This is a genomic window from Pseudarthrobacter sp. J1738 (assembly GCF_050490315.1).
In the GTDB taxonomy this organism is placed as follows: domain Bacteria; phylum Actinomycetota; class Actinomycetes; order Actinomycetales; family Micrococcaceae; genus JBNPEO01.
Map to the genome: position 1 here is coordinate 367,273 of NZ_JBNPEO010000003.1, position 13,742 is coordinate 381,014.

The window sequence follows — 13,742 nt, forward strand, 5'->3', positions numbered from 1 at the left end:
CTTGGGGGCAAAAATGCTGTTGAATACGGATTCGGGGGCTAGTCATGTGAATGCGGCTCCCTTGTGGCCTGTGGTGGGTCGCAAAGAAGCCATAGAAATGATCGCCGAAGGCCTGAGCGAAAATCGCTCTGGTGCGCTCATCACTGGTGAAGCCGGATCGGGCAAAACGTTCCTCGCCCAAGAGGCACTCAAGGACGTTCGTGAGCATGGCTACGTGGTCTCGTTGCGGGGCAGCCACACGCTCGCTAACACACCCTATGGGGCCCTCAACGTATTACTGCGAGACGTTGACTCAAGCTACCTGAACCATCCAGTTCTGGTGTTGTCTGGCTTGACGCGCTTGCTGGCAGAACACTCCGACGGCCAGCAGGCAGTCATCTTTGTGGACAACGCGGTTGATATTGACCAGCTTAGTGCCGTGGCCTTGGCACAACTTGCACGCAACGGTGCTATCCAGCTGATACTTACAGCCACCGAACCTGCGAGCCTGCCGCACGCTTTCCTAAGTCTGCGCGATGAAGGGCTTGTTACAAATGTTGAGCTGCGGCCGCTGACCTTAACTCAGACCCGTGAATGGCTGGCAGAAGCATTGCAGGCGCCATGTTCCCAAGCGGCCGTGCGTGCTCTGTGGAAGAACAGTGGAGGTAACGTCCACCACCTCAAGTTGTTGAGTCAAGAACTTCTCGAATCGGGGGCGCTCTCGAAGGCTCAAGGCAACTGGATTCTCAGCGGGGAAGTATCAGTTCATTCGCGGGCAGTAACAGAGCTGATAGTGGCCAAGATAGGCCGGTTAGACGAGGGCGAGCACCGGATCCTCGACATCGTGGCGCTCGCCGAAAGTGTCCCGCTGGAAGTATTGCTGCGGCTCGGAGCGGCTCACGAGATTGACTCATTGGAGGAGAAAGGACTTCTCGAACTAGATCATAGGGCGCCCCGACATGCTCGAATCCACAGCCCCCTACTGGCCGGCGTCGTCCGCAGCGCGGTACCTCAGGGCCGCAGTAACCACCTCCGAGCGCTCGTGATAGAAGCCTTCCAGGGGGACACCCTTCAACCAGACATCAAGCTCGCCTTAGCGGTATGGGGTCTGGACTGCGGGGCAGCCCTCACAACAGCGGAAACCGTTGAGAGTGCGGGACTTGCCAATGACGCGTCCAAGCCGAATTTGGCTCTGCGCTTGATCCGTTCCCTCCTGGACGATGCCCAAACCGGTAGTTCTGCCGCCGAAGAAATACGTTCACTCTTACTTTTGGGCAAGATAGGTCAGGCAAGACTGGTCCTTGGCCCATTCCGCAAGGTGCCAAGGCCCTTACTGAACGTAGCTCAGCGGGTGCGGCTTTTACTGGCGGGGAGTTCGGTACTTCTGGCCACCCAAGGGGGAGGCCCAGGGGCGGCGCAGCAACTTGACCGTGCACGGAAAGAATTCGAAATGGCCGCCAAGGACCCGGCGTTGGCGCGCGAGGATGAGGCGATCTTCGAGCAACTTCTTTTGAGCGAAGCCGGGGCCCGCTCCTATTCGGGTGATTACGCAACGCAAGTGAAAGTGCTAACAGACCTTTTCAGTCAGCCTGTTCCACGTAGCTCGGTATTCAGGCTCTTAGGAGGCAGCATGCTTTGTGAGGCGCTGGCCGTCACAGGGAAGATGGAGCAGGCGCGCTGCCTCGCCGAGGAACTTTTGCCTGAATGCCACCGGCCAGAGAGCGTTGCAGTTGCGGTCCAACTGGCAATTCCGAGGATTCGGTACGCGCTGCTTTGGGGGGGACACCTTGAAACAACAGCCAGCACTATCAGTCTTGGTGAACAAAGCGCAGCCCGGACCCATTACCAAATGTTTAATGCCACGGAGCTACCTGCAGCCATTGTGGCCGCGGCGCAAGGTAAAGCTGGCGTTGCTCTTGGGCTCTTGAACCCCGCAATCGGACAACTGCGGGTTGGAGACGCTGAAGGTGTGCTTGCCCTTGCTTGCTCGGCTGCTGCCTATGCACATGCCCTGAACGGAAATAAAAGTGAGTCCCAGAAACTTCTAGCTGAAGCAGCTGCTCAAGATCGGCGGGCCACCTATCTGGTGGAACGCACAGCACAGTATTTTGCTGCTCTCGCTCGGATGATCAACTCGACTGGATTGGACACTGCACCGGGGAGTTCTATGCTCGCCACTGAGTTGCTGTCCATGGCAGGAGAAGAACAACAGCGGGGAGCCACTACGCTCGAGTTGTACTGCCTCAGCGCTGCACTACGGTGCGCGGAACTTAGCGGTAACCTCGCTGTGGCGCGGCGTTTGAGTGAAGCATCCGTGTTGGCGGACGGACCATTCGCGCAATTATGCGGAAAATTTGCTCGCGCCGTTCTCGCTCAAGATCCATCGATGCTGGTGGCTGTCGCCTTGGAAGCGGCTGAGCAACAGAATCATCGCTTTGCACTTGACGTCGCTCGCTTGGCGGAGTTGAGATCGGTGGCCTTGCAGGACCGCAACGCACAATATCTGGCCAAACGCTTAGCCGATCAGTACAGGCACGTTCTAGGGGTTCGGTCAGTGGGCAGCGAGGACATGCAACCGCTGACTGCTAGGGAACTTGAAATAGCTAGGATTGCGGCTCACCAGGCTAGTAATCGTGAGATCGCCAGCCAGCTGCACGTTTCCGTCCGAACCGTTGAAGGACATTTGTACCGAATCTTCCGGAAATTGAAGATCTCCGAACGGTCAGAACTGCTTTATTCTTTCCTAGAGCCTGAGACGGTCTAGCCGTGACAGACGAACTGATTGTTGAACGGCTCATTGGGCGCTTTGCCTTGGTGCAAGGTGTGGTGGATTGTCTGCTGGATCCCTCAGGACCCGGTGTCCTGCTGTTGGGTGACGCCGGGATGGGCAAGACGGCTCTGATGCACCAAGTATTAGAGGAGCTGGGCGGGCGGGTGCGGCCCTATCAAATCAACGCTGGACCTTCGCTGGCGCGGGTTCCGTATGCTGCTCTGGCCCCATTGCTGATGGAGCTCACGCCGGAACAAATTGACCAGCCAATCGCAGTCTTTGATGCACTCTCAGTTCAATTTAGCCCCGATCGCCGGACCGGCGCTGTTCCGGCCCTTCTTGTGGTTGAGGATGGACAGTATCTGGATGAAAACAGCGTGGCTTTGGTGACGCAATTGATGGTGGCCGAGGTGGTTCGTGTTGTTTTCCTATGCCGTACCTTTCCCGCGCCACCAGCTGAACTATTGACTATGTGGTCTGAGGGTCTTCTGGAGCGTTTTGAGGTCTTGCCTTTGGAACCTGATGAGGCTGTAGAAATGTGCCAGGAAGTTCTCGGTGCACCGGTTGTTTCATCCACAGTCGCAGTTCTGCTCCGTCAATCCAGTGGAAACCCAATGCTTCTGCGGGAACTACTGCTGCAGGGGCGTCAGAGCGGCCAGCTTGTCCAAGGCAACAACTCGTGGATCCTTAATGCCCCAGTCCAGGCCGCGGGTTCAGGACTCATGGACATTGTGCGGCAGCAAGTGCTGGGCCTTGACGAAAGCGATCGGCAGACCCTAGAGACCGTGGCTTTGGCTGAAAGTTTGCCGCTGGACACTCTGGTGACGCTCTGTGACAACAACTCCATTGATCATCTTCAGGAGCTCGGTTTTATCCACGTCGCGGAGGATCACAAACGGCACGTTCGTTTGGTCAAACCCCTAGTTGCCGAAATTCTGCGTCAACTGGTGCCAAAAGCCCGAGGCATGGCCATCCGGCATCGGATTCTTGCAGCTTTGGACGGAAACCCCGAAACCATGGACGGGCTCCTGAGATTTGTGCTGTGGTCCCTAGAAACCGGCGCACCTGTTGAAGAGGAGACCATTCTTCATGCTGCACGTTTAGCGAACCGTCTCTACCTGCCGGGCCAAGTGGAGCAGCTGGCATTGGCTATCCACTCGGCGAAATATCGCTGTGAAGCCGCGGTAGAGCTGGCACGGGCCAGGTATTACAGCGGGGACTATCGTGCGGCCAACAGCGCCCTGAACTACGTAATAGATGAGGCGGAGGATCCGCTGACCCTGCGGCAAGCATCCCTTCTGGCCGCGCAGTTGGCAGCCAGCCGTGGCGCGGGTTCTGCCGGTGTAACTCTTGTAGCTCGTGCCTGGAATGTTGCCTTGCAACGCCTAGCTGCCGTTGGGACGCTCTCGGCCCAAAAAGTTGCAGTCGAGCAAGATGCGGCCCGGCTTCTTTGCCTCTCGGCGAGTCATGCCGATGGTCGCTACGGTGACGTCCAGTCTGAGCTCGCCGCACTATGGGAGCATTCGGAATTGCTGGAAAATCGTATCCAGGCCGGGCTCTTGCTCAGTGAATCCTTAGCGCTGACTGGTCAAGCATCAACAGCCTTAGGAATCCTTGACTCGGTGGCCACGTTGCTCAGTACTGACGTTACCGAACACCACTACTACCGGCCGGAACTGATACGTATCCAGCTCGCGGCGTTACATCAAGCGGGCGAGTATCAGGTTCTAGAGGACTATGTTGGCCATCGCATCGTAGAAGCCGAAAATTCGCTCTTGTATATGGGCAGTCTCTTGCAATTTGCGGTGGGAGCGGCCGAATTGAACCGCGGAGCCCTCATCCAAGCACTTCCGCACTTGATCCAGAGCGTTGAAATGCTGCGCTTAAGAGACGTTCGTGGACTGCTGCCAGAAGCGTTGGCTACGGTGGCCTATGCCGCTCACTTGGTCGGCAGGAATGACCTGGCAGTCAGTTATCTAGCTCAGGCCAAGGCTCAGCCTTTGGTGGGCAGGGAACTCTCTCTAGTGGCCCGCGCCAGACTGATTAGCCTACAGAATGAGATGAGTAATGCTCGCCTTCCACTGTCCCAGCTAGTGTTGTTGGCCGACGAAGCCGCAGCGGCAGGCGCCAGAAGTGCCGAGCTGGAGGTGCTTTATTCGGCCGTCCGGCACGGCGAAGCGTCCCTCGTGTTACGTCTGGCATCCGTAGCCGAAAAATGTGAAGGCCGTAGTGCGGCTTTTGTTCTCGAATTCTGCCGAGCAATTGTGGTCAAAGACGCAGTCAAGCTCACCGATCTGAGCGAATTGGCCGCCCGCGAAGGCCAGTACCTGGCTGCGGCTGACTGTGCAGCTCAAGCGGTAAAGATCTTGGATTCTCGTGGCGATCAAGCACGTAGATTCGGGGCCCAGCGACTTTACAAGCGACGCATTGCTGCCCTGACTACCGGCGGTGTATTAAGGGAGCCCAATAGCCCCGACCTTGGCAAACTGACTCGACGAGAGCAGGAGATTGCCACGCTGGTTCAGTCCGGCTGCAGCAATCGAGAAATTGCCCTGCAGCTTTCTGTATCGCTGAGGACCATTGAGGGGCATCTGTACCGGATTTTTGCGAAGCTGGGAATTAGCCGCCGCGACGATCTTGCTGGGCGGATCAGCGTCTATCTCTAAACACGTTGTTCTGAGACGGTACCAGTGACGCTGGTGGGTGCCACAGGTACCCAAGGTGGAAGGTGATCCTAAGTACTCGTCAGTGACGTGCGGGCTCTGGAGCGCAAAAACGGGTAGGGCATACTCGTGTTTTGGATGAGGCGTCCCTCTAGCTTTGAGGTATCGGATAGGGAACGCCGTGCCGAGGATGGGGTACCCATCCGAACTGGCTGCCGTTGATTGGCGGACTCCCGGTTGCAACCGGGAGGAACAAGGACGGGGTCGGTGGTGAATAAGCCTTTGAGACCGAGGCTTCCCCCAGTCACCACCGGCCCCCCAGTTTTCTCAGTTTTTGTTCGTTGCTCTCATCAAGGCGGAGGGAAGGAAACCTTCTTATCGCGGCCTTTTGTGTCAGCTGAATCCGAGGAAGGGATCCGTAGGGGTGGATAAGGCAACCAAGGATACGCTTTCTCTGTTGCTCGCCGACCGCCGGATTTGGCTGCTGGCGGCGCCTCGTACAGACCACCCGATCTCGCCAGAGCTGATGGAACTAATTGTTGCTGGCGAACTGACCGTGGTGAATTTTGACGATCTCAACCCGCAGGGCAGCAGTGACTCGCACAATGTTTCGGAAGGTGACGTTACTAGGCTCTCGCATCGCGAACGCGAAGTGGCCACCTTGGTGGTGCAAGGTCTCAGTAGTGCCGAAGTGGCACTGGCTCTGGATATTGCTGTGAACACGGTGAACGCCCATCTGCAACGAGCCTATAGAAAACTAGGAGTCTGTTGCCGGCAGGAGCTGGCTCTTTTGTGGGCAAGTGCTCCGCTTACTTCAATCCGCGAAGCTCAACGGTGAGTGAGGCAACCAGCCGAGGACAAGTGGGACAATAGGAAGGCATACCGGCGGCCGACCGGATGCCGTCCACAAGGAGCAGGTTTTTTGAGCACCGTTACACCACCGCCGTCTGTCCGAACCGCTACGGGTGAGCTAGATGATGCCGAGGCGTTGAGAATCCGCAACGACTTCCCCATTCTGGATCAGGAAGTTAACGGATTCCCTCTGGTCTATCTGGACTCCGGGGCAACCTCGCAGAACCCCCTGAGTGTGCTCGAAGCCGAGCAGGAGTTCTACGAACAGCGCAATGCGGCAGTCCACCGTGGTGCACACGAACTAGCCGTACACGCCACTGACGCTTTTGAGTCTGCCCGCGCCACGGTTGCCGCTTTTGTGGGTGCCCGTGAAGAAGAGATCGTGTGGACAGCCAACGCCACAGCTGGCCTGAACCTCTTGGCCTACTCATTCTCCAACGCTTCCACCGGTCTTGTTCCTGCCGAGTCCCAACAATTCGCAGTGGGACCGGGGGACGAAATTCTCACCACCGAGATGGAACACCACGCCAACCTGGTGCCGTGGCAAGAACTGTGCCGCCGCACCGGCGCCACCTTGCGCTACATTCCAGTGGACGACGACGGCGCCTTGCGTATGGATGAAGCTCACCGATTGATTGGGCCACGGACCCGGGTGCTTGCCTTTACGCACACTTCTAACGTTCTGGGCAACGTCAACCCGGTGACGGAATTGGTTTCCTTGGCCCGGGCAGTAGGAGCTTTTGTGGTGCTGGATGCCTGCCAGTCTGTGCCGCACCTGTCCGTGAACTTCGCCAGCCTGGACGTGGACTTTGCAGTGTTTTCTGGGCACAAGATGCTCGGCCCCACGGGCATAGGCGCATTGTATGGGAAGCAGCACCTGCTGGATGCGCTGCCGCCATTTCTCACGGGCGGCTCCATGATCACCAAAGTGACCATGGAGTCTTCCCTCTACATGCCCGCTCCGCAGCGCTTTGAGGCTGGCACGCAGGCCGTCTCCCAAGCAGTGGCTTTGGCAGCAGCGGTGAACTACTTGAGTGAAACCGGTATGGACCGGATCGCCGCCCGTGAAGCACAACTGGGCCAGCGTCTTGCACAAGGAATCGCCGCCATTGATGGTGTTCGCCTGTTGGGCCCCGCGGCCGGAAGTGAGCGTACTGGCCTTGCCGCATTCGACGTCGAAGGCGTCCACGCTCACGACGTTGGTCAGTACCTCGACAGTAAGGGCATCGCCGTCAGAGTAGGCCATCACTGTGCCCAACCGCTCCACCGGCGCTTGGGGCTGACAGCGTCAACTCGTGCCAGCTCGTACCTGTACAACACCACCGCAGAGATTGACAGTTTCCTCGAAGCGCTGGCCCAAGTTCGCCCATACTTTGGCTTGACCGCCGTGGAAGGTAAGTAACCAAGATGAGTTCGCTCGATTCGCTGTACCAGCAGATCATCCTGGAACACTCCAAAACCCGTAGTGGCGGTGACCTTCCGGAATCCGAGACTGCAGCGGCACCCGGGACACCCGGCGTTGGGCAATGCCACCAACTCAACCCTGTCTGTGGTGACGAAATCACTCTGCGGCTGGAGCTCTCCGCGGACCGTTCAACGGTGGCAGGGATTCACTGGAACGGTGACGGTTGCGCGATTTCTATGGCGTCGGCGTCGATCCTTAGCGAAGAAGCAGCAGGAGCTGACCCAAGGCACCTAAAGGAACTGATTGACACCTTCCGCGACTTGATGCGCTCGCGTGGCAGTATCGAAGCCGATGAGGAAGTGCTTGGTGACGCAGCCGCATTGGCTGGTGTGTCCAAGTACCCTGCGCGGGTTAAGTGCGCCATGCTCGCCTGGGTTGCTGCTGAAGACGCCTTGCGTCAGGCCTTGGCCGAGTAACCCAATGACGACGTAACCTAAAGACTAGAAAGCCCTAGGGCTCCGCTGGGAGGGATGTGTCGGCGTCGGGATCGACCGGAAGACGGACGGTAAACACCGAGCCTTGCCCTGGCGAGCTCTGGACCTCGATGGTGCCACCATGGCTGTCTACGATGCCTTTACTGATCCGTAAACCAAGGCCTACCCCCGGGATGGCACGATCTGTGGCAGATTTGGCGCGGAAGAACTTGGTGAATAACCGTTCGACGTCGGCAGCTTCCATTCCGAGGCCCGTGTCGGCAACGCGGCAACCCACTTCCGAGTCAGTGCTGAAGGTGGTTACAGTAACCACACCGCCGTCGGGAGAATACTTGATGGCGTTGGACACTAGGTTGTCCACCACTTGACCAATCCGGCCTACGTCGAAGACAGCCATCGCCGGCGTGGTGCTCTGATTTAACAGCACCACGTTGTTGGCTGTGGCGCGAGGCGAGGCGGAATCGACGCTCAACTCTACGAGCTCTGAGAGGTCCGCTAATTGCCGGTGTAGCCCCACCGCAGGTGTGGCAGTGGCTAGCAGATCGGAGACGAGGTTGAGTAGCCGTTCACCATTTCGTTCTGCCACCTGTAGGTACGCGGCCAGATGCTTGGGCAGCTGCGTGGATTCTTCCAAAGCCAAGCTCAAATAACCCAGGATCGATGTCAGGGGAGTGCGCAATTCGTGGGAGACGTTGGAGACAAAGTCGTCTTTGGCCTGCAGCGCGAGCATTACTTCGGTGACGTCGTAGAAGGCCACCACTGATCCGGTGACGGTACCGTCAGTGTCTTTAATGGCGCGGGAGGTACTGGAAACTGCCCTTCGGTTACTGCCGTTGCCCAGCCACATCAGGGTCTCTGAAACGTAGTCACCGTTGATGGCACGCCGTACCGGGCGTTCCGCAGGGGGAATGGGCGTGGTTTGGTCACTTTCAAAAACTAACAACTGTTCTTCTGCGGCGTCTCGGGCGTCAGGCGGTAGCGCTAGACGGTGGAAGTCCCGTTGTTTGCGGTTCATCAGGATGTCATTACCGTCTGCATCCACTGCCACCAGACCAACATTGACAGTGTTCATAATGGCGTTGAGCAGTTGTTCGCGCTTCTGGCTCAGTCCAAGGGTTTCAACGAGCTGACGGTCCTTCTCCTTCAGAGCCATCTGCTGCTTTTCCATGCTGGCCACTAGGGTACTGGCGGCCACGCCCAGGCCAAGAAAAATCACTGGCAAAAGAAGCGGGCGGAGTAACTGCGCAGTAGTCAAAGTGTTGCCATCGAACACCAATGGAGACCACACCACCATCAGTGAACCCAGCACGATAGCGGGCAGTGCTATGCGGCGGGAAAGTCCTGACGCCGCCAACCAAAAGACCGGAAAAAGGGTTAGAGCGGCAACACCGTTGAGGGTGTCACTGCCGGAGAGACGAATTACGGCAAGGGAAAGAAAATCAAAAACCGGAATTATCAGAAATAAACCGAAGGTCAGCCGGTGCCAAGGAACGGCAAGGGTTGCCGCTAGAAGCAGGATCTGCGTCAGAATACCGGTCATCACAAAGGGATCGCCTAACGCCTTCGGGTTAGCAACAGCGGCGATCAGGATGGCACAAGCGATTCCAATACTGAGCGGTAATTGGCTCAGAAACACTCGCATTCGAAGCCCGTGCTGATGGAAGTAGCGCGGGAAAAGACTTGGGCCGGTGGTTCGGACGCCGGGCTGGTGAGAATCAGGAATTGTCACTGGGTTCCGACCCTGCCATTGGAAGCCTAAGCGTAATTGTGGTTCCAACTCCTAATTCGCTGTCTAACTCGAGGGTTCCGCCGTGACGTTCGGTCAGTGACTTGGCAATGTTCAAGCCCAGACCGAAACCGGACACTTGGGACTCGCGGGCCGAATTTGACCGGAAAAATCGTGAGAAAACTTTCTGCTGGTCCTCTGCGGAAATTCCCACACCGTGATCGATAACTTTGACCACTGCCTGATGAGCTGATGCATCGCGCCCCAAGACCACTGTCACAGTGGTGCTGGGGCTGTATTTAACCGCATTGGAAATGATGTTTTCTAGGATTTGACCCACGCGCTGCGGATCAGCGAGCGCAACTACACACTCTGGGGCCTCTGTTCGGAGAGCAGCCCGGTGAATGGTAGCCAGAGGTTCAATGGCGGAGATCGCGGCGTCGATGCAGGAGCGAAGATCCGTAGGAACTGGCACAATGCTGAGCGTTGACTCGGCCGACGAAACTAGATCCGAGACGCGGTCCCGCAGTTTGGTGGCGTTACGCTCAATGACCTTTAAGGAAGGCACGTCGGTCATACCTGCATCGGTGAGTTCATCACGAAGCATTTCCGTATAACCAAGGATTGACGTCAAAGGTGTTCGGAGTTCGTGCGAGATTGTTGCCACAAACTCTTGTTGTGCGTTCGCTGAGTCAAGCAGCTGGGTGACATTCGCAAAGGCCACAACGTGCCCAGCTGCGGCTGAAGCGGCCGGGATTGCGTCCGGCGTGGTCGTTGCCATGCGGATGGGTCTGGCAGTGGCGCTGTAAGCGGTCACCCGCCCTTCGCGCCGTTCCCAAAAAAGCATGTTGCTGTACTCTTCACCGCGGATAGCGCGTGCCAAGGGCCTGCGCTCGGCCGGAATGGGGGTGACTTTGTCGGGCTCAAAAAGCTCCTTACTTCCTTCCCCCATGGCAAACCACTTTTCACGTGCGGCTCCGGCCTCGCGTAACTCGGCGGAGATTGCCATGTCTTCACGGAACCCACGTTTGTTCACCACCGAAGGGACACCGCTGGCATCCATTGCTACTACGCCAACATCGATAGCGGAGAGAACTGAGCGCAACAGCTCTTCTTTTTCTTGGCTTTGAGCGAGTGCTGAGGCAAGTTGTTGTGAGGTTCGTAGGAGCGTCTGCGATTGGCCCTCCAAGCGGCTGGTAATAAATGCCACGGCAAGGCCCACAAAGAAAATCACCAAGGGAAGGGCGGCCAAACGCGCCACAACCTGGGATGACAGGGGAGTCAGACCCAATAGCAGCGGGGCGATCATCATCAAGATGGTGGCACCCATTCCAATGGCAACACCGCGGTACTTGATGCTTACCGCTAAACGCGTCATGGGGAATACGGCAAGGAGTCCCATAACATCGAGCACCGTCAGAGAGCCGATTCGGGCCAGAATAATGGCCACGAAACCGAGGAGCGCCAGTACCACAGACGGGTTGGCTCGAAAGCGGTCCCAAGGAAAAACGGCGGCAAAAATAAGGCTCAGCAGAAGGACAGCGTAACCAGCCACAAAGGCCCCATGACTGAGCAATTCTGGGTACATCACGGTGAACAGCACGCCCAGCAGGAGCATCGGGATGGCGAGCAGCAGATGGCGTTCGAGCGAGGATTCCTTTCCCTCTGTGCCCAGCAAAATCCGGGTCAGGGGGACGCTCTCAGAGTCCGACGATGCGAAGAGGGGCATGGGTCCACCTTGAGTGATGTACTCAGGCCCCCGGAGTGGAGCCTAGGCATGATTTTGCCATGCATTGGGCGTCAGCGTGATTTTGTCCCGGCTACTGGCGACCAGGGAGCAGTTTTTAGTGGCGTTGGAAGGCATCAGGGATTCCGTCGCCGTCGGCGTCGAGGGATTCGATCTCCTCAACCTTGCGGTAATGACGGTTCCGGATTCGCAGCACAACGGCGGCGAGCAGGGCAGCAATCAAGGAGCCAGCGAGGATCGCCACCTTGGCGTGGTCATTGTGTGGCGAGCCTTGGCCAAAGGCGAGTTCTGAAATGAGCAAGGACACGGTGAACCCAACCCCGGCCAAAAGCGCTAGACCCGCTACATCCACCCATGCCAGTCCGTCGTCCAAACTGGCCTTGCTGGTTCGGGTCACGAGCCATGTTGCAGCGAACACTCCGATGGCTTTGCCGGCAACCAGTGCCAGGGTCACGCCTTGGGCCACTGGATCGGCAAGGGCCTCGGCTATTCCCTGCCCGCCACCTAGAGCCACACCTGCGGAGAAGAAAGCGAAGACGGGTACAGCGATCCCGGCACTGAGTGGGCGAAGGGAATGCTCAAAGCGTTCGGCTAAGCCGGCGTCGGGCTCGGTACCGGAGAATTTTTTCTGTTGTGAATTCAGCACCGGCACGGCAAAGCCCAAAAGCACTCCTGCAACGGTTGCGTGAATTCCTGAGGCATGGATGAGAGCCCAGGTGGCCAATGCCGGAGGTAGCAACCAGTACCACTGATGAACTCGCTTTTGCACCAAAAACGTAAAGATTGCCAAGGGGATCACTGCTGCTGCGAGCAACCAGGGCTGCAGATCTGTTGCGTAGAAAATCGCAATGATGGCGATGGCAATCAGGTCATCAACCACGGCCAGAGTCAGCAAAAACGTACGCAGAGCGGCCGGCAAGTGAGTGCTGATGACAGCCAAGACGGCAAGAGCGAATGCGATGTCCGTTGCCGTGGGAATAGCCCAGCCACGCAGCGCCGTAGCGTCATTGAGATTCACCACGGCGAAAATAATTGCCGGCACCGCAACACCGCCTACTGCGGCAGCGACCGGGACAATCGCCTTGGCCGGATTCCGGAGGTCACCTGCCACAAATTCGCGTTTGAGTTCAAGTCCTGCGATAAAGAAAAACAGGGCCAGGAGACCATCGGCGGCCCAAAGGCCCATACTGAGTTCCAGATGCCACGGTTCGTAGCCGAAAGTGAAGTCCCTTAGAGCAAAGTAGCTTGACGCCGCGGGAGAGTTAGCCCATATAAGAGCTATAACCGTAGCGATCATCAAGAGCGCCCCGCCAACTGTCTCTTTGCGCAAGATAGCGCTGACACGCTGGTACTCGGGGTAACTGCTGCGGGAAAGGATACGGCGAAGTGCCGATGCTGGTGGCCGGGTCATAAAGCTCCCTGAAGGGTTTTGGGGTCAACGGAAAATCGCCGACCAGACTTCCCGGCACACCAGCATCTAGTCTACGCGAAGTGCTCAGTGGCTTTCGAGCCAGGCCTGAGCTTGTGAGGCTTGAAGCTTCAGCCCCTTGGCCACCATGGGCTCGGCAGCGCTGGCAATCTTCGAACCCAAAAACGGGATTGAAGAACTTACCTTGCCATCAAGGTCAATGCGGGTCCCAGTGCCCTCAGCAACGAGCTTTTGCACGGCCGAAACGTCCACGGGCGCGCCAGCTACCTTCAGAGATATATTCGCCTGACGTGACCCGTCAGCAGCGGGTGCTGACCAGCTCTCCGTCTGAGTGACAGTCAAGGATTCGCCAACGAACTTCTTGGCGATCTCCGGGAGCCGAGTGGTGGGCAGGGTGCGCACCACTGTGATAACAAACTCGCCGTTCAACTCGCCCTGGCGGGTAACGGACGTGAGTGTTCCACCAACCAGCTCACTCGTGTGCCGCAAAAAGTCTTCATTCACAAAGGTCTCGGTCACACGATCTACGCCAAAGGGCAAAGTGGTGGATGCAGTCAGAGCCATGGGTCCTCCAAAGGTTGGGTCGAACAAAAGTAAGTTCGTATCTGGGCTGACAATCATCCTACGGCTACACCCACCTCAGCCGGGCTCGGGTAGGCTAAGAACACCCGGGATTC

General features: G+C 57.5%; 9 protein-coding genes. 5 read left to right on the forward strand and 4 right to left on the reverse strand.

Features of this window, described 5'->3' with window-relative positions; genetic code table 11:
- Positions 1-46 precede the first annotated feature (46 nt).
- From ACQR35_RS07520 to sufU, 5 genes are all read left to right on the forward strand, one after another.
- Positions 47-2,743, forward strand: coding sequence for a LuxR C-terminal-related transcriptional regulator (locus ACQR35_RS07520; RefSeq protein WP_430269673.1), 2,697 nt, complete (start codon positions 47-49; stop codon positions 2,741-2,743).
- A 2-nt stretch (positions 2,744-2,745) separates the two neighbouring features.
- Entirely contained in the window at positions 2,746-5,415 is a 2,670-nt protein-coding gene (locus ACQR35_RS07525; RefSeq protein WP_430269674.1) for a LuxR C-terminal-related transcriptional regulator, read from the forward strand.
- Between the two features lie 421 nt (positions 5,416-5,836).
- Positions 5,837-6,250 carry a helix-turn-helix transcriptional regulator gene (locus tag ACQR35_RS07530; RefSeq protein ID WP_430269675.1) on the forward strand — a complete coding sequence of 138 codons (414 nt, stop codon included), beginning with the start codon at positions 5,837-5,839 and terminating at the stop codon, positions 6,248-6,250.
- Positions 6,251-6,334: 84 nt separating this feature from the next.
- Positions 6,335-7,666 carry a cysteine desulfurase gene (locus ACQR35_RS07535; RefSeq protein ID WP_430269676.1) on the forward strand — a complete coding sequence of 444 codons (1,332 nt, stop codon included), beginning with the start codon at positions 6,335-6,337 and terminating at the stop codon, positions 7,664-7,666.
- A 5-nt stretch (positions 7,667-7,671) separates the two neighbouring features.
- A complete protein-coding gene (gene sufU, locus ACQR35_RS07540) occupies positions 7,672-8,145 on the forward strand; it encodes a Fe-S cluster assembly sulfur transfer protein SufU (protein WP_430266974.1) in 474 nt (157 codons plus the stop codon).
- A 34-nt stretch (positions 8,146-8,179) separates the two neighbouring features.
- Here the strand turns inward: sufU and ACQR35_RS07545 are convergent, their stop codons facing one another.
- From ACQR35_RS07545 to ACQR35_RS07560, 4 genes are all read right to left on the reverse strand, one after another.
- The gene (locus ACQR35_RS07545) at positions 8,180-9,892 is read right to left on the reverse strand and encodes a sensor histidine kinase (RefSeq protein ID WP_430269677.1); all 1,713 of its coding nucleotides are present in this window, start codon (positions 9,890-9,892) and stop codon (positions 8,180-8,182) included.
- On the reverse strand, positions 9,879-11,618 hold the full coding sequence (locus ACQR35_RS07550) for a sensor histidine kinase (RefSeq protein WP_430269678.1): 1,740 nt from the start codon (positions 11,616-11,618) through the stop codon (positions 9,879-9,881). Before ACQR35_RS07550 ends, ACQR35_RS07545 begins: the two co-directional genes overlap by 14 nt.
- A 115-nt stretch (positions 11,619-11,733) precedes the next feature.
- On the reverse strand, positions 11,734-13,047 hold the full coding sequence (nhaA, locus tag ACQR35_RS07555) for a Na+/H+ antiporter NhaA (RefSeq protein ID WP_430266977.1): 1,314 nt from the start codon (positions 13,045-13,047) through the stop codon (positions 11,734-11,736).
- Positions 13,048-13,131: 84 nt separating this feature from the next.
- Entirely contained in the window at positions 13,132-13,629 is a 498-nt protein-coding gene (locus ACQR35_RS07560; protein WP_430269679.1) for a DUF2505 domain-containing protein, read from the reverse strand.
- Positions 13,630-13,742 lie beyond the last annotated feature (113 nt).

Excerpts from the sequence above, each read along its gene's own strand:
- ACQR35_RS07560 (WP_430269679.1), bottom strand. The coding sequence starts at position 13,629 with ATGGCTCTGACTGCATCCACCACTTTGCCCTTTGGCGTAGATCGTGTG.
- sufU (WP_430266974.1), top strand. The coding sequence starts at position 7,672 with ATGAGTTCGCTCGATTCGCTGTACCAGCAGATCATCCTGGAACACTCC.
- ACQR35_RS07550 (WP_430269678.1), bottom strand. The coding sequence starts at position 11,618 with ATGCCCCTCTTCGCATCGTCGGACTCTGAGAGCGTCCCCCTGACCCGG.
- nhaA (WP_430266977.1), bottom strand. The coding sequence starts at position 13,047 with ATGACCCGGCCACCAGCATCGGCACTTCGCCGTATCCTTTCCCGCAGC.